The organism is Micromonospora sp. NPDC004704, from assembly GCF_053601675.1.
The window spans coordinates 223702-249578 of record NZ_JBSGCD010000006.1; the positions used below are offsets into that span (position 1 = coordinate 223702).

At 70.8% G+C, this 25877-nt stretch carries 19 protein-coding genes; 12 read left to right on the forward strand and 7 right to left on the reverse strand.

Annotated features, from left to right (window positions below):
- Positions 1–174: 174 nt before the first annotated feature.
- Positions 175–2415 carry a hypothetical protein gene (locus tag ACWEFB_RS10840; protein WP_452284378.1) on the forward strand — a complete coding sequence of 747 codons (2241 nt, stop codon included), beginning with the start codon at positions 175–177 and terminating at the stop codon, positions 2413–2415.
- Positions 2416–2472: 57 nt separating this feature from the next.
- On the opposite strand, the gene ACWEFB_RS10845 is transcribed toward ACWEFB_RS10840, so the two are convergent.
- Entirely contained in the window at positions 2473–2913 is a 441-nt protein-coding gene (locus ACWEFB_RS10845; protein WP_452284380.1) for an ATP-binding protein, read from the reverse strand.
- A 283-nt stretch (positions 2914–3196) separates the two neighbouring features.
- Between ACWEFB_RS10845 and ACWEFB_RS10850 the strand changes: the two genes are divergently transcribed.
- From ACWEFB_RS10850 to ACWEFB_RS10860, 3 genes are all read left to right on the forward strand, one after another.
- The gene (locus ACWEFB_RS10850) at positions 3197–4417 is read left to right on the forward strand and encodes a PP2C family protein-serine/threonine phosphatase (RefSeq protein WP_452284382.1); all 1221 of its coding nucleotides are present in this window, start codon (positions 3197–3199) and stop codon (positions 4415–4417) included.
- Positions 4418–4574: 157 nt separating this feature from the next.
- On the forward strand, positions 4575–5459 hold the full coding sequence (locus ACWEFB_RS10855) for a 2-hydroxy-3-oxopropionate reductase (RefSeq protein ID WP_452284384.1): 885 nt from the start codon (positions 4575–4577) through the stop codon (positions 5457–5459).
- An 11-nt stretch (positions 5460–5470) separates the two neighbouring features.
- Entirely contained in the window at positions 5471–6703 is a 1233-nt protein-coding gene (locus ACWEFB_RS10860) for a pyruvate kinase (protein ID WP_452284386.1), read from the forward strand.
- 25 nt (positions 6704–6728) lie between these two features.
- On the opposite strand, the gene ACWEFB_RS10865 is transcribed toward ACWEFB_RS10860, so the two are convergent.
- Positions 6729–8030 carry a molybdopterin molybdotransferase MoeA gene (locus ACWEFB_RS10865; protein ID WP_452284388.1) on the reverse strand — a complete coding sequence of 434 codons (1302 nt, stop codon included), beginning with the start codon at positions 8028–8030 and terminating at the stop codon, positions 6729–6731.
- Positions 8031–8259: 229 nt separating this feature from the next.
- On the opposite strand from ACWEFB_RS10865, the gene ACWEFB_RS10870 reads away from it, so the two are divergent.
- Together ACWEFB_RS10870 and fdhD are read left to right on the forward strand one after the other, a co-directional pair.
- Positions 8260–9630, forward strand: coding sequence for an MFS transporter (locus tag ACWEFB_RS10870; protein WP_452284390.1), 1371 nt, complete (start codon positions 8260–8262; stop codon positions 9628–9630).
- A 61-nt stretch (positions 9631–9691) separates the two neighbouring features.
- Positions 9692–10549 carry a formate dehydrogenase accessory sulfurtransferase FdhD gene (fdhD, locus tag ACWEFB_RS10875; protein ID WP_326557957.1) on the forward strand — a complete coding sequence of 286 codons (858 nt, stop codon included), beginning with the start codon at positions 9692–9694 and terminating at the stop codon, positions 10547–10549.
- Between the two features lie 67 nt (positions 10550–10616).
- Here fdhD and sucD read toward each other — a convergent pair whose 3' ends face one another.
- Both sucD and sucC read right to left on the reverse strand, forming a co-directional pair.
- Entirely contained in the window at positions 10617–11504 is an 888-nt protein-coding gene (sucD, locus tag ACWEFB_RS10880) for a succinate--CoA ligase subunit alpha (RefSeq protein WP_452284392.1), read from the reverse strand.
- Positions 11505–11509: 5 nt separating this feature from the next.
- Positions 11510–12688 (reverse strand): ADP-forming succinate--CoA ligase subunit beta, encoded by a 1179-nt coding sequence (sucC, locus tag ACWEFB_RS10885; RefSeq protein ID WP_452284394.1) that lies wholly within the window; start codon positions 12686–12688, stop codon positions 11510–11512.
- A gap of 264 nt (positions 12689–12952) precedes the next feature.
- Here sucC and frc point away from each other — a divergent pair, with 264 nt between their 5' ends.
- From frc to ACWEFB_RS10910, 5 genes are all read left to right on the forward strand, one after another.
- Entirely contained in the window at positions 12953–14182 is a 1230-nt protein-coding gene (gene frc / locus ACWEFB_RS10890) for a formyl-CoA transferase (protein ID WP_452284396.1), read from the forward strand.
- Between the two features lie 67 nt (positions 14183–14249).
- Complete coding sequence (locus ACWEFB_RS10895; RefSeq protein WP_452284398.1) at positions 14250–16418, forward strand: acetate--CoA ligase family protein; 2169 nt, start codon at positions 14250–14252, stop codon at positions 16416–16418.
- A gap of 145 nt (positions 16419–16563) precedes the next feature.
- A complete protein-coding gene (locus ACWEFB_RS10900; protein WP_452284400.1) occupies positions 16564–18102 on the forward strand; it encodes an Nramp family divalent metal transporter in 1539 nt (512 codons plus the stop codon).
- Between the two features lies 1 nt (position 18103).
- Positions 18104–18682 carry a hypothetical protein gene (locus ACWEFB_RS10905; protein ID WP_452284402.1) on the forward strand — a complete coding sequence of 193 codons (579 nt, stop codon included), beginning with the start codon at positions 18104–18106 and terminating at the stop codon, positions 18680–18682.
- A complete protein-coding gene (locus ACWEFB_RS10910) occupies positions 18679–19716 on the forward strand; it encodes a TerC family protein (RefSeq protein ID WP_452284404.1) in 1038 nt (345 codons plus the stop codon). The genes ACWEFB_RS10905 and ACWEFB_RS10910 overlap by 4 nt, the downstream gene beginning before the upstream one ends.
- A gap of 7 nt (positions 19717–19723) precedes the next feature.
- Here the strand turns inward: ACWEFB_RS10910 and ACWEFB_RS10915 are convergent, their stop codons facing one another.
- Positions 19724–19930, reverse strand: a complete 207-nt coding sequence (locus ACWEFB_RS10915) for a hypothetical protein (protein WP_326557964.1) — start codon at positions 19928–19930, stop codon at positions 19724–19726.
- Positions 19931–21115: 1185 nt separating this feature from the next.
- Between ACWEFB_RS10915 and ACWEFB_RS10920 the strand changes: the two genes are divergently transcribed.
- Positions 21116–22843 (forward strand): thiamine pyrophosphate-binding protein, encoded by a 1728-nt coding sequence (locus tag ACWEFB_RS10920; protein ID WP_326557965.1) that lies wholly within the window; start codon positions 21116–21118, stop codon positions 22841–22843.
- Positions 22844–23018: 175 nt separating this feature from the next.
- Here ACWEFB_RS10920 and ACWEFB_RS10925 read toward each other — a convergent pair whose 3' ends face one another.
- Together ACWEFB_RS10925 and gcl are read right to left on the reverse strand one after the other, a co-directional pair.
- Complete coding sequence (locus tag ACWEFB_RS10925) at positions 23019–23774, reverse strand: GntR family transcriptional regulator (protein WP_363594802.1); 756 nt, start codon at positions 23772–23774, stop codon at positions 23019–23021.
- Positions 23775–24109: 335 nt separating this feature from the next.
- A complete protein-coding gene (gcl, locus tag ACWEFB_RS10930; protein ID WP_452284406.1) occupies positions 24110–25843 on the reverse strand; it encodes a glyoxylate carboligase in 1734 nt (577 codons plus the stop codon).
- Between the last annotated feature and the right edge of the window lie 34 nt (positions 25844–25877).

Below are 25877 nucleotides of genomic sequence, written 5' to 3' on the forward strand. Positions count from 1 at the left end.
GCGGGCCTTACCCGGTCGATCGGGGCAGGGGACGGGGTCTATGTTGTGGGGGCGTTTCGGGTGGTTCGGCGCGCTTGCGGCGCCCGACGTCGCGCCCACCGGACCGGTGCCGGCAGGACCCGACCATCGCCCGGCCGGCAGCGGTCGAGCCCCGATGAAAGGAAGCGCAACCCCATGTCTGGAGTCCAGGGCCGGCACTGGCAGGGCGAGTCGGCGAACCCGTCACCGACCGGGCGGGGCGGCGAAACCGGCCTTCGGGAGGTTGACGGCCCGCCACCGGAGGAGGACGCCGACCTGGCCGCCGCCGTACGCTCCACCACCAGGATGCGTACCGCCTTCTACGTGGTGGTGCTGCTCATCGCGCTCGGTGGTCAGGTGTCCGGTGCGATGGAGGCGCTGGCCATGCCCTGGTACGTGGCCCTCCCGGCGGTCGGCGCGCTGGAACTGGGCGGCATGGTGGTGCTGGCCAACGCGGACGTACGTCGGCGGTTGGGCGAGCACGCCACGCTCTCGAGGTTGCTCTCCGCCGCCATCGCGGGGGGAGCGGTGGCGTTCAACTGGTTGGCCCACGACAACCACCTCGAAGGCGGGTTCTACGGCGGCATGTCGCTGCTGGGCTACCTGGTGTGGTTGATGAACACGGAGAACAAGCGCCGCGACCGGTTGCGGGCCAAGCGCCAGTTGCCGCCGACGCCGCCGGCATACGAGGTGGTCGGGCACTGGCTCCGGCACCCGATGCTGACCCGGCGGGCCCGCTCGCTGGCGAAGGCGGCGCCGGGGCTGGGCCTGTACGGCTCGCTCGACGCGGCCCGCGTGCAGGTACGGACCGAGCGCCGACAGGCCGCCCTGTCCAAGGTGCTGCGCCGCAAGATCAGGCGGGCGCTGGACGGCACCACCGCGGACATCGCGGTGGCCGTCTACGACCTCGACGAGATCGCCCGCCGGCTGGCCGAGCGCGCCGACTACGACGGTTTGACCGCGCTCATCGCGGCGGACCTCGCACCCGCCCGCGTGCTCGCCGGGAACCTGCCGGCCAACCGCCGCCGGTGGCGACGTCGCCGGGCGACGACGGTCGACGCCGCCGCGCTCGCCTCGGCCGGCCAACTGCTCACCGACGCCCTCTCGGCGACGGTCCCGATGAGGTCCGCCCCGGACGCCCGGTCGATTCCGGGTACGCCGCACGGCGACGCCGACACCCGCTCGATCACGGGTACGCCGTCCGGGGAGCTTGCCACCCGCCCGACGCCGGTCCTGTCCGGCGACGACGCCGACACCCGTCCGATCACGGGTACGCCGTCCGACGACCCCGACGCGCCGGACGCGTCCCGGGACGACGAGGGGTACCGGCCCGGCGATCCGGAGTCGATCACGGTGGCCGGGCGGGTGGCCCGGACCGGTGAGCGGATCGAGCCCGTGGCCGAGCCGATCCACCACGTCGATCCGGTGCCCGCGCGAGTTGCCCGGACGGGCGTGCCCAGGCAGCGGTCGGGGTCGCACGACGACCTGCCGGACGAGCGCCCCACCCCGGTATCCGACCAGCCCGTCCCGGCGGTCACCGCGCTCGCGGACGAGGGCGTGACCCGGTCCGATCCGGAGCGCAACGGTGCGGTCGACCAGGGGGACCGGACGGAGTCGGGTCGCCCGCGATGGGACGCGCTGACCGCCGAGGTGAGCGCCATCTTCTCGACGGCCCAGGCCCAGCGCCGGACCGCCCGGACGGCACCCGACCGCGAAACGGCCGCCGGTCGGACGGCAACCGATCGGGAGATGGCGTCCGGTCGAACGGCAGCGGATCGCGAGACGGCGTCGGGCCGGACGGCAGCGGACCGGGAGACGGTGGCGTCCCGGGCCGCAGCCGATCGGGAGGCCACGCCCTCGCGTACGGTGGCGGCGCGGGAGGCGTCCGGGCGTACCGGGTCCGAGCGGCGGTCGGTCTCGGCGCGCATCGGCACCGAACGGGAGACGGTATCCGCCCGGGTGGTGGACGCGGGGGAGCGGGAACCGGAGCCGGCGACGCAGATCGAGCCGGAGCAGGGGCCGGCGGCCGTACCGCTGCTGGAGCGTCCGCTGCCGGACCTGGTTGCCGCGGCGGCGACCCGTACCCTTCCTCCGTCGCAGGTCAGCTCGTTGCCGGCGGCCGAGCCGGTACGACCGGCGCGGGGTGTGGCGGCGGTGCCGTCCGGCTCGGAGGGCTCACTCCGGGCCCGGGTCTACGGTCTGCTGGACGAGGAGGTGGCGGCCGACGACGATCGGGAGAACTCCGCCCTGACCGATCTGGTGGTGAACCAACTGGGGTTGACCCCGGCCGAACGCGCCACCGCCGGGAAGTACGTCGGCCGCTGGCGCGGTGACGTGGGCGCCGGACGCCGTACCCGGACCGCCGAGCGGCGTCTCGGATCGGTACCGGGGCAGTAACCCCGGTCCGGTACGGAGACAGCCGGTCCCTTCCCGCCGCAGGAGGTGGACCGGGGTCTAGGACGTACGCGGCGCGAGGGCGGCACCGATCCGGACCGTGGTGCCGCCGGTGGTGCTGTCGATCGAGAGCGTGTCGGTCGTCTGTTGGACGATCCACAGGCCCATGCCACCGTCGGGCGAGGGGGTCGGCCGTTCGCTGCGGTTCAGGTATCTGTTTGCGGGGAAGCCCGGACCGTGGTCGCGGACCTCGCAGACCAGGTCGGCGGTCTCCCACAGGCGCAACTCACCGCTGCCGCCGCCGTGCCGGACAGCGTTGATCATCACCTCGTTGACGGCCGTGACAAAATCCGCGGCCTTCTCGGCGCTCAGTCGGCAGCGGCGGATCACGGCGTCGACCGCGTGGCGGACCTCGGTGAACCGCTTCGCGTCGAATGTGGATACGAGGAGTAGTTGCCTGATGCCGTAAAGTGGCGTGTCGGGTGGGGGATGCCCGGTCACGGGAGTCCCTTTCTGAACCTGGTTCGACCGCTGGCACGCGCCTGGTTCCGAGCCGTCGGGGCAGGCCGGGATACCCGGAGGCCGGGCGGAATGCTGAGCTGGTGTGCCATTCGTGTGCGGCAACGTTCGAGGTCTTGAAGCGCGGCCGGCCCTGACCTCACCGGCACTTCTGTGGATCCTTTCGATCGTGGGCGGCAAAGGCTGGGTAGGTGGATGCTACCGCCGCCCGCGCTTCGGCGTCGGGGGCGGCCGTGCGTCCGCCGGGTGCGACTAGGCTCATCCCGTGATCGAGCCAGGTGACACAGGTAACGCCGAGCGGTTGCGTCGCATCGAGGCGGTGACCGACGCGGCGCTGTCCCGGCTCGACGTGGAGCAGTTGCTCGACGAACTACTCAGTCGGGTAGAGGAGATCCTGGGGGTCGACACCGCGGCGATCATGCTGGTCGACCCGCACGCCCGGGAGTTGGTGGCGACCTCGGCGAGGGGCCTCGAGGACGAGATCCGTCAGGGTTTCCGGCTCCCGATCGGTCAGGGCTTCGCCGGACGGGTCGCGCGGGATCGGCAGCCCGTCGTGATCGAGCGCGTCGAACGGGCCGACGTGGTCAGTCCGGTGCTGCGGGACAGGGGCGTCCGTTCGTTGCTCGGCGTACCGATGCTCGCGGGCAAGGACCTCGTCGGGGTTCTGCACGTCGGTACCCGTACGGTGCGCCACTTCACCCGGGACGACATTCACCTGCTCCAACTCGTGGCCGATCGGGCCGCGTTGGCGTGCCAGGCGCGCCTGGGCAACATCGACCGCGCCGCCGCACTGGCCCTGCAGCGAAGCCTGCTTCCCGCGCGCCTGCCGAACGTGCCCGGCGTCGACACCGCCGCCCGGTACGTGCCCGGCCACCAGGCCGGCATCGGCGGCGACTGGTACGACGTGTTCACCCTTCCGTCGGGGTGGCTCGGCATGGTCGTCGGCGACGTCTCCGGACACGGGCTGGCCGCGGCCGTGGTGATGGGACGGCTGCGCAGTGCGCTGCGCGCGTACACCCTGGAGTGCGACGATCCGGCCGACGCGCTCACCCGCCTCGACCGCAAGGTCCACCATTTCGAGACCGGCAACCTCGCCACCGTCCTGTACGCCATGATCAGCCCGGAGCGGGATCGGATCCACATCTCGCTCGCCGGTCACCTGCCACCCATGCTGGTGAGCCCGGGACATCCGGCCAACCTCCTGACCCTGCCCGTCGACCCGCCGCTGGGCATCGGGCGACCGCAGCGCCACCGCCGTACCACCGTGGTCGACTTTCCGCCGGACGCGGTCCTCGTCTGCTACACGGACGGCCTGGTCGAGCGCCGTGACGAGCCCATCGACGTCGGACTCGACCGGCTCCGTGCCGCCGTCGTGCCCGGCTCCGCCGAGGATGTCTGCGTCGCCGTCATGTCGACGCTCGGTGTCGACCAGCCCGCCGACGACATCGCCCTGCTGACCATGCGCCGTCACCCGTTCCTCGGGTAACCACCCCGCACCGTCGCAGCCAGCGGTCCACCCATGACCGTGTGTCCAACGCGTCCTTGACGGGCTTCCATACTGCATACAGAATCCTATGGGGTGCCCGGATGGCGTCCCGTCGCGGCGGCAGTGAGACCTGGAGCAACGTGAGGAGATCGCTGATATGACACGCGTGGGTTTCATCGGACTCGGCATCATGGGCGGCCCGATGGCCACCAACCTGGTCAAGGCCGGTTTCGACGTGATCGGCTACGACTTCAGTCCGGCGCGTACCGACGCGCTCGCCACCAGTGGCGGACGGGCCGCCGGTGGCATCGTCGAGGTGGTCCGGGAGTCCGACGTGGTCATCACGATGGTGCCCGACTCGCCGGACGTCGAGGCGGTGGCCCTCGGCGCGGACGGCCTTCTCGCCAACGCCCGTCCGGGTCAGCTCTGGATCGACATGAGCAGCATCTCGCCAAAGACCGCCCAGGGCGTCGCCGAGGCGGCCAAACCCTACGGCGTACGGGTGCTCGACGCACCGGTCAGCGGCGGTGAACAGGGGGCGGTCGAGGGAACCCTGTCGATCATGGTTGGTGGGGACGCGGCCGACTTCGAGGCCGCCCGCCCGGTCCTCGAGGTGGTCGGTGCCACCATCGTCCACGTCGGGCCGCACGGCTCCGGCCAGACCGTCAAGGCGGCGAACCAACTGATCGTCGCCGGCACGATCGAACTCGTCGCGGAGGCGATCGTCTTCCTCGAGGCCTACGGGGTGGACACCGAGGCGGCGGTCCGCGTACTCGCCGGGGGTCTGGCCGGCAACCGGATCCTGGACCGGAAGGCGGCCGGCATGCTGGCCCGGCAGTTCCAGCCCGGATTCCGGATCGACCTGCACCACAAGGACATGGGCATCGTCACCTCCGCGGCGCGCGAGGCCGGGGTGGTTATCCCGCTCGGTGCGGCGGTCGCCCAGCTCATCGCCGCGCTGAAGGCACAGGGGCACGGGGGTCTCGACCACTCCGCGCTGCTGAAGGTGGTCGAGCAGCTCTCCGGTCGTACGTCGGGCTGAGGCCGCCCCCGATGGCCCGCCGCGCGAAGATCGTCTGCACCCTGGGGCCCGCGTGCGCCGCACCGGACCGGCTGCGGGACCTGGTCGAGGCCGGGATGGACGTGGCCCGGATCGACCTCGACCACGGCACCCCGGCCGGGCACGCCGCGGCCTACCGGCTGCTCCGGGAGACCGCCGCCCGGGCCGGCCGCACCGTCGGTGTCCTCGCGGACCTGCGCGGTCCCCGGCTCACCTTCGGGCGTCCCGCGACCGGGAGCGCGTTCACCGAGCAGCTCACCGCGGACCTGCGGTTCGTCCTCGGACTGGGGGTGGACCTGGTGGCGCTCTCCGCCGTCGGCTCCCCCGAGGACGTCAAGGTCGTCCGCGACCTGATGGACGGGTACGGGGTGCGCCGGCCGGTGTTGGCCAAGCTCGACACCCCGTCGGCGGTACGCCACCTCGACGACCTCGTCGCCGCCTTCGACGGGCTGGTGGTGGCCCGTGACGACCTCGGGGTGGAACTGCCGCTGGACGAGATACCGCTGATCCAGAAGCGGGCCGTCCGCCGCTGCCGGGAGCTGGCGAAACCGGTGATCGTGGCCGGACAGCTCCTCGACTCGATGGTGGAGCAGCCCCGGCCGACCCGCGCCGAGGCCTCCGACGTGGCCAACGCCGTGCTCGACGGCGCGGACGCGCTGCTGCTCGGCGCCGAGACCGGCATCGGGGCGTTCCCGGTGCCGGCGGTGCGGATGATGGCGCAGATCCTCGGTACGGCCGAGGCGAGCGCCCCGGCCCGCCGCACGCCCTTGCGGGTCGGGGCGGCCACCAACGTCGACGCGATCGCCGAGGCCTCGGTCGAGGTGGCCGAGTCGCTCGGGGTGAAGGCGATCTGCTGCTTCACCCGCAGCGGTGCCACCGCCCGGCAGTTGGCCCGGCACCAGCCGGCCGTACCGTTGCTCGCCTTCACCCCGGACCCGGACCTGCCCGCGCGGCTGGCGCTGACCTGGGGCGTGGAGACGTTCGGTGTGCCGGTGGTCGTGCACACCGACGAGATGGTGCACCACGTACAGGACGTGCTGCTGTCGCTGCCCCGCTTCGAGGTGGGCGACCTGGTGCTGATCGTGGCGGGCAGCCCGCCGGGACTGCCCGGGTCGACGAACACCATGCGCCTGCTCCGCCTCGGTGACCGGGTCCTCGCCCGACCACCGCTTCCCGCCTCGGTACCCCTCCGACGCCCGGCCCCGCGCCCCGAACCCGTCCCCTGACCATTCCGTCGCCGGGCTCCGGCCGCTACGCCTCCGCACCAGCGGCGGCGGGCAGCCGGTCCCCGTTCCGGCCGGTCCCACCGGCAGCGACACCGGCAGCGGCAGCGGCAGCGTCGGAAGGCAGCGCCGCCGGCTGGGACGGATCGGGGGCGGCGAGCACCGGTACGGTGACCGCCTCGGCGCCGGGCAGGGCGAGCAGTTCCACCTCGGCGCCCTGCCAGGCCGGCGGTACGACCGCCAGCGCGTGCGCCTCGGCCGCGCCCCAGAGCAGTCCGGGGCGGTCGTGACCGACCGGGACCACCACCGAGCCGACCCGCGCGACCGGTACCAGCCGGGTGTCCCGGTCGAGCACCTTCACCGGTCCGGTCAGCCGGGCCGTCACCGGGGGCCGGTCCGCGCGGCCGGCGAGCCGACCGAGCAGCGGGGCGAGCAGGGTGAGTCCGGCGACGAGCGCCGCGTACGGGTTTCCGGGCAGTCCGATCACCGCCCGCCCGTCCGTCAGCGTGGCGAGCAGTTGCGGGTGGCCGGGCCGGCACGCCACCCCGTGCACCCGGACCAGCGCCGACACCGCCTCCAGGGCGGTGCGGAGATGGTCGGCGGCACCGACCGAGGTGGCCCCGCACACCACCGTCACGTCGGCACCGGGCCGGTGGATCGCCTCGACCAGGGCGGCGCGGTCGTCGGTCACCCGTACGGTCCAGGCGATCTCGCCCCCGGCCGCGTGCACCAGGCCGGGCAGCAGCGGGCCGATCGCGTCCCGGACCCGTCCCGGTGACGGCAGCCCGGCGGAGAGCAGTTCGGCGCCGGTGACCACCACCCCGACCCGGGGCCGGCGGAACACGGCGAGCCGGTCGTGCCCGAGGCTCGCGGCCAGGCCGAGCAGTGCGGGGGTGACCAGACTGCCGGCCGGCAGTACCTGCTCACCGAGGGGGCAGTCGTCGCCTCGGCGGCGGATGTGCCGGCCAATCTCGATCTCGCCGTGCATCCGGTCGGCCCGGCACCGGGCCCGCTCGTACGGCAGGACCGCCTCGGCCCCGGCGGGGACCAGGGCGCCGGTGGCGATCTCCACCGCGGTGCCGGGGCGCAGCGGGTCGACCGGGGTGGGATCCCCGGCGAGCACCCGCCCGACCACCCGCCACGGGCCGGTGCCGGCCACGGCGTACCCGTCCATCGCGGCGGCGTCGTACGCCGGCAGCGGGGAGAGGGCCACCAGTGGTGCGGCGAGGGTGGCGCCGAGCGCGTCGGTCAGTGCGACGTCGATCCGGTCCAGCGGGCTGCCGGCCGCCCGGGCGATCCGTCGGGCCTCGGGCCAGCCGATGGTGCTCACGACCGGGTCTCCCGGTCCTGCAACTGGCTCATCAGCGTCCCTCGCAGTCTTCCGGTCGGTTGCCGGGCCGGCCAGTCCATCGTGCCCGACCCGAGGGGCGGAAATCGATTGATCCTGGACAGCCGTGCGTCGCTGGTAGACACTAGTGCACGTAACATACAGTATACAATGGCCGACGACCGGGGGTTCCTGACGCGCGGCCGCACGGTGACAGGTGGAGGTGCCAGTGATGCCGGACGCCAGGAACGCCGTTCCCACGCGGGAGGTACGCGACGTGTACGGGCGCCGCTACCGCGTCGGGGAGACCGACTTCGACCTGATGGGACGCTCACGCACCTGGATGCTCCGGCTGTGCTGGGCCTCGATGCTGGCGATCAGCCTGTTCCAGTACGGCTTCGGCGCCGCGATCCCGGCCCTCGTCCGGGCCAACGGGTGGACCCTGTGGGAGGCGTTCACCGTACTGGCGGTGTGGATCGTCTGCCAGGCGGGCACCGCGCTCCCGGCGGTCTGGCTCTACCGGCGGGTCCGGGTCCGGCTCGCCGTACCGATGCTGACCGGTGCGACGTTGGGCCTGGTCGCCCTGGTCACGCTCGGGCACAGCCGGGACCTGACCACGGTGCTGCTGGGCTACTCGGTGCTCGGCGGGATCGGCGCCGGGCTGGTCTACCTGACCTGCATCGCCACCGTCAGCGAATGGTTCCCCGAGCGGAGCGCGACCATGGTCGGCGTGGTCAGCGGAGCCTTCGGTTACGGGGCGATCCCGTTTGTCGTCGTCGCCGCGTACGCGCTGGGACCGGTGAACCTCCCGGTGGTCCTGGACAGCACGGCGGTCGCCGTTTTTGCCGTGGTCGCGGTCAGCGGACTGCTGCTGCGCAAGCCGCCCCGGCACTGGTGGCCGGCGCACCTCGACCCGCAGCGGTGGGCGGTCGACCGACGGCTCAACCGCAGCATCCCGAACAACATGCCCGCCATGCGTCCCTACTCGCCCAGGGCGGCGGTCCGCAGTGGGATGCTGCCGGTGATGTTCCTCCTCGTCGTGCTGACCGCCGCGATGGCCCTGTTCGACATCGCGTACCTGGTCGGGTTCGCCCACCACCGGGCAGACCAGCCGTTCCTGGTCGTCGCCTCGATCGGCGTACTGGCCGCCGCCACCGGGGTCGGCCGGGCGGTCACCAGTTCGCTCTCCGACCGGCTGGGTCGCCGCCGTACGCTCGGGCTCGCCCTGGCGATCGGGGGAGTGGCCCAGTTCGGCCTGCTCGCCGCCGTACAGGCGGAGCAGGTGGCGGCGGTGGTGGCGTTCGCCGGACTCGCCGGCGCGGGCACCGGCGCCGGATACTCTCTGCTGGTCAGCCTGGTACGCGACTGGTTCGGCGGCGAGGCGACCCTGCTGAACTACGGCATCGTCTACACCGGCAAGGTCGTCGGCGGGCTGGTGGGCATCGGGTTCGCCGGACTGGTGATCGGCACACCCGGCGCCATCGCGGCGTTTGTCGTGGCTGGCTGTCTGGGGCTGGTCGGCGCACTGTTGACGAGCGGGATGCGGCAACCGGGCCGGCCGACGCTGTCGGTACTGCCCCGACTGCGTCCCGACGAGTACTGATCGGGCGGGCCGCCGTCGCGCCCCGCCGGTGTGGATACGAAGCGATGATGGGTGGTGGCAGATGGGACGCGTGACAAGCCGACGTCGTGTGGTGCGGGTGGTCGACGGAACGGTCACCGAGCCGGTGGACACGCTGGTGGCCGAGGAGCCGCTGGAGATCCGGGTCAACGGGCGGGCGCTGACCATCACCATGCGTACGCCGGGCGACGACTTCGACCTGGCGGCGGGGTTCCTGGTGAGCGAGGGCGTGGTGCAGCGCTCCGAGCACGTCGCCGGGATCCGCTACTGTGCCGGGGCGACCGACGACGGGGTCAACACCTACAACGTGGTCGACGTGGTGCTCGGCGCCGGGGTGCCGGCGCCGGACCCGTCCCTGGAGCGCAACTTCTACACCACGTCCTCGTGCGGGCTCTGCGGCAAGGCCAGCCTGGACGCCGTGCGTACCACCGCGGCCTGGTCGGTCGCGGAGGATCCGCTCCGCGTCACCCCGGAGCTGGTTGCCGAGCTGCCCGACCGGCTGCGCGCCGCGCAGCGGGTGTTCGACCGTACCGGCGGGTTGCACGCCGCCGGGCTGTTCGACACCGCCGGCCAGCTTCTCTGTCTGCGCGAGGACGTCGGCCGGCACAACGCCGTCGACAAGGTGGTGGGCTGGGCGTTGCGCTCGGGTCGGGTGCCGCTGCGCGGCACGCTGCTGCTGGTCAGCGGCCGGGCCTCGTTCGAACTGGTGCAGAAGGCGGTGATGGCCGGCGTACCGGCGCTCGCCGCGGTGTCGGCGCCGTCCTCGCTCGCGGTCGATCTCGCCGAGGACTCGGGTCTCACCCTGGTCGGTTTCCTGCGCGGTTCGTCGATGAACGTCTACACCGGCGCGCACCGGCTGGGGCTCGTCGACCGGGCGCCGGCCGCCGGCGCACTGTCCTGACCACGGGTACGACCACAGCCTCCCGTCCTCCCCGCGCATCAACCGGGGGAGGACGGGAGTTCGCGTGTTACCGGGTGGCCATCCGGGACAGCAGCGTCTCGCGCATCAGCCGGGCGGTCTCCGACGGTGTCCTGCCCACCCGTACCCCGACCGCCTCCAGTGCCTGCTGCTTCGCCGCGGCGGTGCCGGACGAGCCGGAGACGATGGCGCCGGCGTGTCCCATGGTCTTGCCCTCCGGTGCGGTGAAGCCGGCCACGTAACCCACCACGGGCTTGGTGATGTGGGCCGCGATGTACTCCGCGGCCCGTTCCTCGGCGTCGCCGCCGATCTCCCCGATCATCACGATCGCGTCGGTCTCCGGGTCGTCCTGGAACGCCTGGAGGCAGTCGATGTGGGTGGTCCCGACGATCGGGTCACCGCCGATCCCGACGCAGGTGGAGAACCCGAAGTCGCGCAGCTCGTGCATGAGCTGGTAGGTCAGGGTGCCGCTCTTGCTGACCAGTCCGATCCGCCCGCGTTCGGTGATGTCGGGCGGGATGATGCCGGCGTTGGACTGTCCCGGGCTGATCAGGCCGGGACAGTTCGGGCCGATGATCCGGGTCCGGTTCCCGGCCGCGCACGCGTACGCCCAGAAGGTGGCGGTGTCGTGCACCGGGATGCCCTCGGTGAGCACGACGACCAGGGCCAGTTCGGCGTCGATCGCCTCGATCACCGCGGCCTTGGCGAACCGGGGCGGGACGAAGACGACCGAGGTGTCGGCCCCGGTGGTCGCGACCGCCTCGGCGGTGCTGTTGAAGACCGGAATCCCGTCGACCTGCTGGCCGCCCTTGCCCGGGGTGACCCCGGCGACGATGTTGGTGCCGGCGGCGACCATCCGCCGGGTGTGCTTCGTGCCCTCGGTGCCGGTGATGCCCTGGACCAGTACGCGGCTGGATTCGGTCAGGAAGATTGCCATCGCTGTCATGCCCCCTTGGCGGCGAGTTGGGCGGCGAGGCGAGCCGCACCGTCCATCGTGTCCACGGTCCGTACGCAGTCGAGTGCGGCGGCGTCGAGGATCCGTCGACCCTCCTCGGCGTTGTTGCCGTCCAGGCGTACCACCAGCGGCTTGGTGATCTGCGCACCGTCGCGGGTGAGCAGTTCGATCGCCTGCACGATGCCGTTGGCGACCGCGTCGCAGGCGGTGATGCCGCCGAAGACGTTGACGAACACGCTGCGCACCGCCGGGTCGCCGAGGATGATCTCCAGTCCGTTCGCCATCACCTCGGCCGAGGCGCCACCGCCGATGTCGAGGAAGTTGGCCGGCTTCACCCCGCCGAACTCCTCGCCGGCGTACGCGACCACGTCGAGGGTGCTCATCACCAGGCCGGCGCCGTTGCCGATAACCCCGACCTCGCCGTCGAGCTTGACGTAGTTGAGGTGCTTCTCGGACGCCAGTGCCTCCAGCGGGTCGGCCGCGGCGGTGTCGACGAACTCCGCGTGTCCGGGGTGGCGGAAGCGGGCGTTGTCGTCCACGGTGACCTTGCCGTCGAGGGCGCGTACGGACCCGTCGGCCAGCTTCGCCAGTGGGTTGATCTCGACCAGGGTCGCGTCCTCCGCCTGGAACACGGTCCAGAGTCGGACCAGCACGTCCCGTACGCCGTCGTGCACGTCGGACGGCAGGTTGGCGTCGACGCAGAGTCGGGTGGCGGTCTCGGCGGTCACCCCCTCGGCGGGGTCGATCGGCAGCCGGATCAACGCGTCCGGGTTCTCCACCGCCACCTGCTCGATCTCCATCCCGCCCTCGCGGGACACCATGGCGAGAAACGATCGGTTGGACCGGTCGAGCAGCAGCGAGACGTAGTACTCGTCGGCGATGTCGCTGGCCTCGGTGACCAGCACCCGGCCGACGGTGTGTCCCTTGATGTCCATGCCGAGGATCGCACTCGCCGTGTCGTACGCCGAGTCCGGGCCGTCGGCCAGCTTGACCCCGCCGGCCTTGCCCCGGCCCCCGGTCTTCACCTGGGCCTTCACCACGACCCGGCCGCCGATCTCGGCGGCGGCCGCGCGGGCCTGTTCGGCGGTGTCGGCCACGCGGTACCTACCCACGGGTACGCCGTGTTTGGCGAACAGGTCCTGTGCCTGGTGCTCCAACAGATCCACAGAGGGCCTCCCTCTCCTTGACCTTCGTGGTGGTGGCGTCCGAGTCGAGATCCGCGGAGGGTCAACCGGAATTCGTTTTGCTACCCCCTAGACACCCCGCTGTTACATGCGCCACGATATTGCCTACCCCATACGGTATGCAATCCCCGAGGGCGCGGAGGGTGCCGATGATCCGACGGTCGGCCCGGACCCGCGCGGAGCACACCTCGGGTCTGAATCCCCTGATCAGCAACACGTGGCGTGTCACGTACAGGAGGTTGGCTCATGGGTAAGGCACTGGAGGGCATCCGCGTCCTCGACATGACACACGTGCAGTCCGGTCCCTCGTCCACACAGATCCTGGCGTGGCTGGGCGCCGACGTCATCAAGCTGGAGGCACCGGGAACGGGCGACATCACCCGCGCCCAGCTACGCGACCTGCCCGGTGTGGACAGCCTCTACTTCACGATGCTCAACGCCAACAAGCGGAGCATCACGCTGAACATGAAGAGCGAGCAGGGCAAGGAGATCTTCACCTCGCTGGTGTCCGGCGTGGACATCCTGGTGGAGAACTTCGGGCCCGGTGTGGTGGAGCGCTTCGGCTTTCCCTGGGAACGGCTGCAGGAAATCAACCCCGGCCTGGTCTACGCCTCGATCAAGGGCTTCGGACCTGGCCGCTACGCCAACTTCAAGGCGTACGAGGTGATCGCCCAGGCGATGGCCGGCTCGATGAGCACCACCGGCTTCGAGGGCGGCCCGCCGACCGCCACCGGCGCCCAGATCGGCGACTCCGGCACCGGCATCCACCTGGTCGCCGGCATCCTCGCCGCGCTCTACCAGCGCACCAACACCGGCCGGGGTCAGCGGGTCCAGGTCGCCATGCAGGACGCGGTGCTCAACCTGTGCCGGGTGAAGCTGCGCGACCAGCAGCGGCTGGCGCACGGACCGCTGGGGGAGTACCCCAACGAGAACTTCGGCGACGAGGTGCCGCGCTCCGGCAACGCCTCCGGTGGCGGACAGCCCGGCTGGGCCGTGCGCTGCGCACCGGGCGGACCGAACGACTACATCTATGTGATCATCCAGCCGGTCGGTTGGAAGCCGATCACGGAACTGATCGGCAAGCCGGAGCTGGCCGACGACCCGGCCTGGAACACCCCGGCGGTACGGCTCGCCAAACTCGACAAGGCCTTCGCGCTGATCGAGGAGTGGACCGAGAAGCACACCAAGTGGGAGGTCATGGAGAAGCTCAACGCCCACAACATCCCGTGCGGGCCGATCCTGTCGACCAAGGAACTGATCGAGGACACCACCCTGGCCGAACTCGGCTCGGTGGTCGAGGTCGAGCACCCCGAGCGGGGGGCCTACAAGACCGTCGGCAACCCGATCAAGCTGTCCGACTCGACCGTCGAGATCGAGCGGTCCCCGCTGCTCGGTGAGCACACCGTGCAGGTCCTCGGCGAGCTCGGTTACGACGAGAACCAGGTCGCCGAACTGCGTACCGCCGGTGTGATCTGACCATCCCGCTGTTCACAGGCGTCCGCCGCGACCGGCGGGGCGTTCGGTCCGAAGGAGAGACGAGGAAATGTCAGACAACGCAACCAGCTACGACCGCGAGGCGGTACGCCGGGTTCTCGACCAGGTCCGGGCCGAGGGCCGCGACTCGCTGACCGCGCCCGAGGGTCGGCTGGTCGTCGAGGCGTACGGCATCGCGACGCCCCGGGAGGGGCTGGCCACCAGCGCCGACGAGGCGGTGACCCTGGCCGGGCAGATCGGCCTCCCGGTGGTGCTGAAGATCGTCTCGCCGGACATCCTGCACAAGACCGAGGCCGGCGGCGTCCTGGTCGGGCTGAAGACGCCGGCCGAGGTCGCCGACGGCTTCCGGACCATCGTGGACAACGCCAAGGCGTACCGGGCCGACGCCCGGATCGTCGGGGTGCAGGTGCAGCAACTGCTCACCTCCGGCCACGAGGTGATCGTCGGCACGGTGACCGACAAGACCTTCGGCAAGGTGGTCGCGTTCGGGCTCGGCGGCGTGCTGGTCGAGGTGCTCAAGGACGTGACCTTCCGGCTCGCCCCGGCCGACCACGAGACCGCGCTGTCGATGATCGACGGGATCGCCGCGGCCGAGATCCTGCGCGGCGTACGCGGCGCCGAGCCGGCCAACCGCGAGGTCCTGGCCGGGCTCATCCAGCGGCTGTCCGACCTGGTCACCGACTTCCCCGAGCTGGCCGAGGTCGACCTCAACCCGGTCCTGGCGACCGCCTCCGGCGCGACCGCGGTCGACGTGCGGATCCTGGTCGACGACGAGGCCGCGAAAACGCCGGAACGGTTCTCCGAGGAGGAGATCCTGGCCAGCATGAACCGGATCATGCGGCCGGCCGCGGTCGCCGTGATCGGTGCCTCCGCCGAAACCGGCAAGATCGGCAACTCGGTGATGAAGAACCTGGTGAACGGCGGCTACCAGGGCGAGATCTACCCGATCAACCCGAAGGCCGACGAGATCCTGGACCGCAAGGCGTTCAAGAGCATCGCCGACGTACCCGGCCCGGTGGACGTCGCGGTCTTCGCCATCCCGGCGAAGTTCGTGCCGCAGGCACTCGAGGAGGTCGGCGCCAAGGGCGTCGCCGGGGCGATCCTGATCCCGTCCGGCTTCGGCGAGACCGGCAACCACGAGCTGCAGGACGAGGTCGTGGCCATCGCCCGCCGGCACGGCGTACGCATCCTCGGGCCGAACATCTACGGCTACTACTACACCCCGGAGAACCTCTCCGCGACCTTCTGCACGCCGTACGACGTCAAGGGTGGCGTCGCCCTCTCCTCGCAGAGCGGCGGGATCGGCATGGCGATCCTCGGCTTCAGCCGGTCCGCGAAAATGGGCGTCTCCTCGATCGTCGGTGTCGGGAACAAGGCCGACATCGACGAGGACGACCTGCTGACCTTCTTCGAGACCGACCCCAACACCCAGTTGATCGCGATGCACCTGGAGGACCTCAAGGACGGCCGGGCCTTCGCCGAGACCGCCCAGCGGGTGTCGAAGACCAAGCCGGTGCTGGTGCTCAAGGCCGGCCGGACCGACCAGGGCGCCAAGGCCGCCAGCTCGCACACCGGCGCACTCGCCGGCAACGACAAGGTGTACGACGACATCCTGCGGCAGAGCGGCGTGATCCGCGCCCCCGGCCTCAACGACCTGCTCGAGTACGCCCGCGGCATCCCGCTCCTGCCGACCCCCCAGGGCGAGAACGTCGTCATCATCACCGGCGCGGGCGGTTCCGGCGTACTGCTCTCCGACGCGTGCGTCGACAACAGCCTGCGTTTGATGGAGATCCCCCCGGATCTCGACGAGGCGTTCCGCAAGTTCATCCCGCCCTTCGGCGCGGCCGGCAACCCGGTGGACATCACCGGCGGCGAACCGCCGTCGACCTACCGGAACACCATCGCGCTCGGCCTGTCCGACCCCCGGATCCACTCGCTGATCCTCGGTTACTGGCACACCATCGTCACCCCGCCGATGGTCTTCGCCGAGCTGGTGGTCGACGTGGTCGAGGAGTTCCGGGCCAAGGGCATCCACAAGCCCGTCGTCGCCTCGCTCGCCGGCGACGTGGAGGTCGAGCAGGCAAGCGAGCACCTGTACCGGCACGGGATCGTGGCCTACCCGTACACCACGGAGAAGCCGGTCGCCGTACTCGGTGCGAAGTACCGCTGGGCCCGGGCCGCAGGCCTCGTCGGGGCCGACCCGAGCACCGGCGGCTGATCCGAGAAGACCCGCGGCACCGGTCTTGCCGAGGGGAAACCTGCGACAGCGACCGCTGCGCGGCCAGGAGGCGAACAGGACATGACGTCGGGGTCTGGTTCCGTCCCCCAGACCCCCCAGCCACTAGGTCCCGAGGAGGTCCAACGTGGACGCTTCAAACGATCCTGCCCCCCGTCCCCAGGGGGGAAGTGCCACGGCACCACCCAGCACCACCACGTCCATCCCCACACCCCGGTCCGGCGAACAACGCGTCTGGCGGGCCGGCAAGCTCGAACCGATGCCGATCCGGGAACTGCCGGACGCACCCCCCTCCGTCCACCTGCTCGGCCCCACCGTGTTCCTCGTCGCGCTCGGCGTGGGCATGGGCGAGGCGTACATGTGGCCCCGACTGGTCCTGGTCTTCGGCCCGGAGATCCGGTGGCTGTTCCTCATCGGTGTGACCCTCCAGGCGTTCGTGATGCTCGAGATGGCCCGGTACGCCATGGCCACCGGCGAGAGCATCTTCTTCGGCGCCGCCCGGGTGTTCAAACCACTGATGTGGTTCTTCTTCGGGGTCGCGATCCTGGTCTACATCTGGCCGGGCCATCTGTCCACCGGCGCCGCCGCCTTCGAGGAGGTGAGCGGCGTACCCTGGGTCGTCACCGCGTGTATCGGCCTGATCCTGGTCGGCATCCTGTTCAGCCTCGCCTCGGTGATCTATCCCCTGCTCGAGAGCCTGCTCGGCATCCTGATCGGCGTGCTGGTGGTCGGCACCTCGGTGGCGGCCTCGCTGGTCGGTCAGTGGAGCGACGTCACCGCCACCCTCGGCGGGATGTTCCGGTTCGGCTACCTGCCGGACGAGGCGATGTCGGCGGCCTGGTTCCCGGTCCTGGTCGGCGCGATCGCGTTCGCCGGACCGTCCGGCATGCAGCAGATGTGGTACACACTGCACCTGCGTGACTCGGGTGCCGGCATGGGCGCGCACATTCCGAAGATCCGTGGACTCCGGTCGGCGGGTGCGGAGGACGAGATGCCGTCGCGCGGGTTCATGTTCGACACCGACAACCCGGCCGAGATGCGCAAGTGGAAGGGCTGGCGCAAGTGGGTGACCTTCGACGCGGTGCTGCTCTTCTGGGGCATCACGATGCTGGTCACCATCTCGTTCACCGTGTTGGCCCAGACCGCGGCGCGGGAGAGTCCCAACGTCGCCGGCCTGATCCGCGACGGTGACCGGGAGGTCGCCCTGACCGCGATGGCGGACGCCTTCGCCTCGGCCGGCGCGCCGGTGCTGCGCGGTATCTTCCTCGGCTTCATCGCGCTGATCGGTCTGAACGCCACGCTGGGTCTGTTCGACTCGTTCTCCCGTGGCCAGGCGGACATGAGCTACCACTTCATCCGTGGGGCGAAGAAGTTCGGCATGTCGAAGCTCTACGCCGGCTTCCTCTGGGGTGTGATCACGTTCGGGATCCTGATCCTGCTGTTCGGCCCCGCCGACGGTCCGGGCGCGATCCTCGACGTACTGGCCTTCCTGTCCACGTTCGCCATGGGCACCTACTGCGTGGTGCTGCTCCTGGTGAACAACCGGATGCTGCCCAAACCGATCCGCCCGGGGATCGTGCAGAACCTGGTCATCGGGTTCGGTGCGGTGTTCTACCTGGGCATGTTGGTCTACAGCCTGGTCCGATTCGGCGTGGTGGTGGGTTGAGATGACCACCACGCGGATGAGAGATCTCGGTCAGATCGCGATCCCCGGCGCCGGTATCGGGGCCAGCGCCGGACTGGCGGCACTGGGACTCGCCCTGATCGTGGGCCAGCCGATCGGCTGGGCGGTGGCCACCGGTGTCGCCCTCGGCCTGCCGCTGGCGCTGCTCGGCGGCGGGTTCGGCGCACTGCTCGGGGCGGGGATCATCACGTGCGGGGTGTTCGCGCCGGCCGGGCTCTACTGGTTCGTCGGGTTCCCGGTGGCCAGACTCGTCCACGAGGTGCTGGCCGGTCTGCTGATCGCGGGCCGGCCGGCGCTGCCGCCGGACGTGCTCGGTTTCCTCGCCTACCAGGCGATGATCAGTCTCGGGTTCGCCATCGGGTTCAGTTGGCTGCACGAGCGGTTCGCACCGGGCTGGCTGCGCCGGATCGCGCCGGACAACCCGCCCGCCGACCGGCTGTACGGCTTCTACGTCCAGCACGCGCAGGCGCAGTGGCAGGCGCGGGAGAACCGGCGGCGCAACCGCGGCGCCGGGCAGGGGTTGGGCCGGCTGATCCGGCCCCGGACCGGAGGTAGGGCATGAATCTGCCCGGCTGGGTGTGGGCGGTGACGATCATCGCCTTCATCGTGATGATCGCGATCGACTTCTACCTGGTGGCCCGCAATCCACGCGACCCGTCCTTCCGGGAGTGCGTGACGTGGGTGAGCTTCTACATCCTGGCGGCGGTCGCCTTCGGCCTGGTCCTGACCGGGACGGCCGGCGCCACGTACGGCGGGCAGTTCTTCGCGGGTTGGCTCACCGAGTACTCGCTCAGTGTCGACAACCTGTTCGTGTTCGTCATCATCATGAGCCGGTTCGCGGTGCCGGTGCAGTACCGGCAGAAGGTGCTGCTCATCGGCATCGTGATCGCGCTGCTGCTCCGGGGCGTCTTCATCGCTGCGGGGGCCCAGGCGATCACCCGGTTCGACTGGCTCTTCTACCTGTTCGGCGCGTTTCTGATCTACACCGCGTACAAACTGGTCGGGCCGCAACAGGAGGACGAGTTCTCGGAGAACGTCGCGCTGCGTACGGTCCGCCGGGTGCTCCCGACGACCGAGTCCTACCACGGCGCGTCGGTGTTCGCCCGGATCGACGGTCGGCGGATGGTGACCCCGATGCTGATCGTCATGGTCGCCATCGGTACCACCGACCTGCTGTTCGCGCTCGACTCCATTCCGGCGATCTTCGGCCTGACCCAGGAGCCGTACCTGGTCTTCACCGCGAACACGTTCGCGTTGATGGGCCTGCGGCAGCTCTACTTCCTGATCGGTGCCCTCCTGGACCGGCTGGTGTACCTCAGCAAGGGGCTGGCGCTCATCCTCGCCTTCATCGGCGTGAAGCTGGTCCTGGAGGCACTGCACCACGACGGTGTCGGGTGGGCGCCCGAGGTGCCGATCCTCGTCTCGCTCGGCGTCATCCTCGGTACGCTGCTGGTCACCACGGTGGCCAGCCTGTTGAAGACCCGGCGGGACGGACGACGGGCGGCAGAACCCGCCGCCGTCCCGGCCGGTGGTGCTACGGACGACGATCAGCCACGGGCTCCGGAAGTCGCCATGGCGGAACGTGATGCGTCCTGATCGGTTGTCACAACTTTACGAGGTCGTCCTCGGTGTGCTCGTTGAGCAGCCGTGCGATCTCCTCGTCGGTCGGCCGGGTGGCTCGCCGCTGGGATTCCAGGGCGAGCGCCAGGCCGAGCCCGAGAGTACGACCGTCGGCGTTGAATCCACGCGGGAGGTTGAGCCCGCGCTGGATCCGGTTGAGGAAACGTTGGAACTCTCCTTGGGTTGCCATGACCTCTTCACCTCGTCGGTTATAGGCGTTCCCGTGGGACGACGCCCCGCGGGAGGGTGCGTACCGGCCGCGCGTCCAGGGCTGGGTGCCGCGTTGCTCCCAGCGGGACGGGCGCGTCTGCTCGATGTGGTCGCCGAGGGTCCGAGCTGGCAGGCTCGGGCCCTCCGGCGTCCCGGTGATGGCCGGGGTGTGCCGCCCGGTACCGGATCCGGCCCGGCGGCTGGTTGCGGTCACCTCGGAGGTGGGGGCTCCCAGGTGCGGTCCGGGGCGCGACTCGCCGGACCGGGGTTGGCCCGTCCTCGGCGCTGATTCGCCGGTGCGGGCCGTCCATGGTGGTGCGGGGGTTCGAGGACGGTGCGTGGTCGTCGGTTGGTACGGCTCCCCGTGTCGGTGCCGGGTGGTGGTGTCCCGGCCCGTCGTGGGGGAGAGGGTTCCGTTCACCGTAGACCTGCTTCGTTGGCTCGATTCCCGTGGGCCTGGCTCCAGCATACAGGCTTTTGTATGCAAAGTTTGATCCAGTGACCAAGGCCACCACCCCACCGACCGGACCCGGACCGGTTCCCGGGTGGACCGGCGACGCCCGCGCGCTTCCTCCGGGCGGCCGCCGGTGGCCGAGCTGCTCCGCTACTCGCGGTGAGGTCCATGCCGGACACCTCGGCGGCCGCTCTGGTGTAGATCCAGCTCCGCAGCACCGCAGCGGATGGTTCGGGATCGAGGGAAGGGGAAGCGTGCGAGCTGAGCGTGATCCGCTTCCCGTAGCCGCCGTCGAGGCGTACGGGGAGGGGTGGGTGCTGCTTCGGCGGAAAACCTGCCGCTACCCCCTAGACACCCCGCTGTTACATGAGCCACGATATTGCCTACCCCATACGGTATGCAATCCTCAGGGTGGCGGAGGAAGCCCATGACTCGTCAGCGACATCGAGCCTGTGCCGCGACCACCGCCGGCGCCACATTTCACCCGCGATCCGTGCCGCCCGGCCCGTCCCGGCCGACGGCGTGCGACCGTGCCCACCCGTGGACAGGGGAGGTTGCCCTGGTCGAGCAGCCGATGTGGAGCCGTGCGCCGAGCGCGCCCGCCGCGCCGCGCCCGCACGCGTCCCGGAGCAGTTTTCCAGCCCAACACCGCCGGACCCGCCGCATCCGTGCACGCAGGTCTCCGGTGGCGACTCAAGGGAGTTGAGAAACATGGTTCAGACCGCGAGGGAATCCGCCGTGGACCCGATCCTGGCCGAGCCGAGTCGCGACCCGGAGCGGATCTCCGGTGGACACCTGGTGGCCAAGGCGCTCAAGGCCGAGGGCGTCGACGTCATCTTCACGCTCTGCGGTGGCCACATCATCGACATCTACGACGGTTGTGTCGACGAGGGCATCGCGGTGGTCGACGTACGGCACGAGCAGGTCGCCGCGCACGCGGCCGACGGTTACGCGCGGGCCACCGGCAAGCCGGGGTGCGCGGTCGTCACCGCGGGGCCCGGCACCACCGACGCCGTCACCGGGGTGGCGAACGCTTTCCGGGCGGAGAGCCCGATGCTCCTGATCGGCGGTCAGGGCGCGCTCAACCAGCACAAGATGGGGTCGCTGCAGGACCTGCCGCACGTCGACATGATGACGCCGATCACCAAGTTCGCCGCCACGGTGCCGCACACCGCCCGCGCGGCCGACATGGTCTCGATGGCGTTCCGCGAGGCGTACAACGGTGCTCCGGGCCCGTCCTTCCTGGAGATCCCGCGTGACGTGCTCGACGCCGAGGTGCGCCTGTCCGACTGCACCATCCCGCAGCCCGGTCGCTACCGCGCCTCGACCAAGAGCATCGGTGACCCGGCGGCCATCCAGCAGCTCGCCGACATCCTGGTCAAGGCCAAGAAGCCGACCGTGCTGCTGGGCACCCAGGTCTGGACCGCGCGGGGCAGTGACGCCGCGATCGACTTCGTCCGGACGCTCAACATCCCCGCGTACATGAACGGCTCGGCGCGGGGCACGCTGCCGCCCGGCGACCCGCACCACTTCCATCTGTCGCGGCGGTACGCGTTCAACAACGCCGACGTCATCATCATCGTCGGCACGCCGTTCGACTTCCGGATGGGCTACGGCCGGCGGCTGCCGAAGAACGCGACCGTGGTGCAGATCGACCTGGACTACCGCACCGTCGGCAAGAACCGCGACATCGACCTCGGCCTGGTCGGCGACCCGGGTGCGATCCTCGCCGCGGTGGCCCAGGCCGCGTCCGGCCGGATCGACAACGGTGCCGCGGGCCGCAAGCCCTGGTTCGCCGAGCTGCGGGCCGAGGAGACCGCGGCGTACGAGAAGCGGCTCCCGCGCCAGCTCTCCGACGCCAGCCCCATCCACCCGCTGCGGCTGGCCCACGAGATCAACGAGTTCCTCACCGAGGACTCGATCTACATCGGCGACGGCGGCGACATCGTGACCTTCTCCGGTGGTGTGGTGCAGCCGAAGTCGCCGGGACACTGGATGGACCCCGGTCCGCTGGGCACCCTCGGCGTCGGCATCCCGTTCGTGCTCGCCGCGAAGTACGGCCGGCCGGACAAGGAGGTCGTCGCGCTCTTCGGCGACGGTGCCTTCAGCCTCACGGGGTGGGACTTCGAGACCCTGGTCCGGTTCAACCTCCCGTTCGTCGGCGTGGTCGGCAACAACTCGTCGATGAACCAGATCCGCTACGGCCAGGCGCAGAAGTACGGCGCCGCCCGTGCCCGCGTCGGCAACACCCTGGGCGACGTCCGCTACGACGAGTTCGCCCGGATGCTCGGCGGGTACGGCGAGGAGGTGCGCAACCCGGAGGACATCGGCCCGGCCATGCAGCGGGCCCGGGAGTCCGGGCTCCCCTCGCTGATCAACGTCTGGGTCGACCCCGACGCGTACGCCCCGGGCACCATGAACCAGACCATGTACAAGTAGCGGTCTCGGAGCTTGCACTGCCGGCCAGTGGGGATTGGCCGGACCGGCGTCGACCGGCGCGGCGGGAGCCGTACCGGTCGACGCCGGCGTGTGTGGACCCGGCCGTCCGGGGCCCTCGACGCGGATACCCGCCACCACCCGACGAGGGGTGGTGACGGGTACCGGTCGTTGTCGGTCAGGCCAGAGCTTCCCGCTCAGCGGCCTCCTTGCGCCGCTTGTGGTAGCTCTCCCGGGTCCGTTCGGTGTGCCGGCGCATCATGTCGCCCGCGCGCTTGCCGTTGCGGCTGGCGATGACCTCGATCAGGGCCGCGTGCTCGTCCCACGCCTCCCGGCCGCGTGACCGCGCGATCGGCAGGTAGTACCAGCGCACTCGGCGGTCCACCAGTGCGATCAGCTCGGCCAGTACGTTGTTGCCCGACATCGACACCACGTACGCGTGCAGGGCGGCGTTCGCGGCGACCATGCCCTCCTGGTCGTCGTCGCTGAGCGCCTTCTCACCGGCGCGCTGCAGGCTCCAGAGATGCTCGATGTGCTCCGGGGTGGCCCCACGCGCGGCCAACCGGGCCGACTCGGTCTCGAGCAGCGTACGGGCGGCCAGGAGCTGGTCCGCCTCGGCCTCGGTCGGCACGTGGACGAACGCGCCGAGAGCGGGGCGCAGGTCGACCCAGCCCTCGCTGTGCAGCCGTTGCAGCGCCTCGCGTACCGGTTGCCGGCTCACTCCGAGCTGGGCGGCCAGCTCGTTCTCGACCAGGTGCTCACCCGGTTGCAGCTCCCGGTTGATGATCATCTCGGCGATCACGTCGTAGACCGCCTGGCGCAGGGGTGCGGGACGCTCCAACGGCTGGCGTACGGCCCGAGCCTCGGCTCGTGCGGCGGCGAGCCGTCGTCCACCGCTGGCGGCGGCTGGCGGGCTCGAGTCCCAGTCCGTCATGGAAACCTCCGGCTCTGTTGGATCGATCGGACGCTACGCCGCCCGAATGTGTTCATAGCATACAGTCGCCGAGATGCAATGGTTCTTCGCGCTTGCGGCGAGCCTGGGCTGCGTCGATGCGCTGGCAGTGCCGACGGCTGTGCCCGTACGTGTTCGGGTAACCGCCGGCGCACGTCCACGGGGGTGGACGTGCGCCGGGTGCCGGCGGCCGACCGGGGCGGGTCGGCGGTCCGGCGGGCAGCGCGGTCCCCGCTCGGGTGCCGCGGGCCGCGACGCCCGCGGGTGCCGGGACCGGCCGCCGGATGGGATCGGGCAACCGGTTGGGAGCGGACCGGTCAGTCGGCGCTCGCCTGCGCCGGCACGCTCTCGGGCACCGGCTCGTACTCGTTGACCTTTGCGATGGAGAGGCCGTGTGCGGTGTTCGCCTCACGTTCGACCATCACCTCGACCAGCACCGGTCGGCTGGTCCGCCTGGCCTCCTTGCTGGCCCAGGCGAGCGCGTCGCCGATCTCGCCCGGCTCGGTGACCCGGCGACCGGAGCAGCCGTACGCTTCCATGATCTTGACGTTGTCGGTGCCGTACTCGTCGTAGTGGATGTCCACCTCGAAGTTCATGCCGTAGCCGATCTCGGCCTGCCGGATCAGGCCGAGATACTCGTTGTTCAGCATCACCAGCACGAACGGCACGTTGTACTGGGCGGCGACCGCCAGCTCCTCGACCAGGAACTGGAACGAGTAGTCGCCCACCACGCCGACCACCTCGGCGTCGGGCCTGGCCGACTTCACCCCGATCGCGGCCGGGATCTCCCAACCGAGCGGCCCGGCCTGGCCGCAGACCTGGTAGTGCCGGGGCTTGAACACGTTCTGGAACTGCCCGGACCAGATCTGGTAGAGCCCGATCGCGGTGACGAAGTACGTCTCCGGACCGAAGAACTCGTTGATCTCCCGAAAGACCCGGGGAGCCTTGATCGGCACCGAGTCGAAGTCGTCCCGACGGGTGAGCGTCCGGCGCAGCGTACGCACCCGCGACACCCACTGCCCACGGTCGACCTCGGCGCCGCGGCGCCGGACCGCGTCGAGCAGTGCCGCCAGGAACGCGCCGGTGTCCGACACGACACCGAGGTCCGGGCCGAACACCTTGCCGATCTGGGTGGGCTCGATGTCGACGTGGATGAACTTCCGGTCGCCCCGGTAGGTCTCCAGGTCACCGGTGTGCCGGTCACCGAACCGGGCGCCGAGCGCGAGCACCAGGTCGGACTCCAGGAAGGACGCGTTGCCGTAGCGCTGCGTGGTCTGGATCCCGGTCATCCCGGCGAACAGGTCGTGGTCCTCCGGCAGCGAACCCTTGCCCATCAGGGTGACCTGGACCGGGATGTTCAACGTCTCGGCGACCTCGCGCAACAGATCGGTGGCCTCGCCGAGGATGACCCCGCCACCGGCCAGGATGAGCGGACGCTCGGCGGCCAGCAGCAGGTCCAGGGCGCGCTCCACCCGCGGCGGGTGCGGTTCGACCCGGGTGACCGGCAGCGGGGCGTCGATGGTGGCGTCCCACTCGATCTCCTGGCGTTGCACGTCCAGGGGCAGGTCGATCAGGACCGGGCCGGGGCGCCCGGACCGGGCGATCCGGAACGCCTCCCGGAAGATCCAGGGTGCCTGCGCGGCCTCCTTCACCTGCACCGCCCACTTGGTCACCGGCTTGGCGATCTCGACGATGTCCACCGCCTGGAACGCCTCCTGGTGCAGCTTGGTGGTGGGCGCCTGCCCGGTGATGCAGATCATCGGGATCGAGTCCGCCTGCGCGGTGTAGAGCCCCGTGATCATGTTGGTCCCGGCCGGGCCGGAGGTGCCGATGGCGACACCGACCCGCCCGTTGGTACGGGCCCAGCCGTCCGCCATGTGGGTGGCGCCCTCCTCGTGCCGGACGATGAGGTGCCTGATGTCGCTGTTTTTCAACGCGGCGTACAGCGGCAGGATGGCGGCGCCGGGACAGCCGAACGCGATGTCCACGCCCTCCGACCTGAGTACGGCGACCACCGCTTCCATGCAGGGGATCTTGGCCATAGTTTCCATACCTCTCGAATGGGCGGGGAAGACGCTCGGCAGT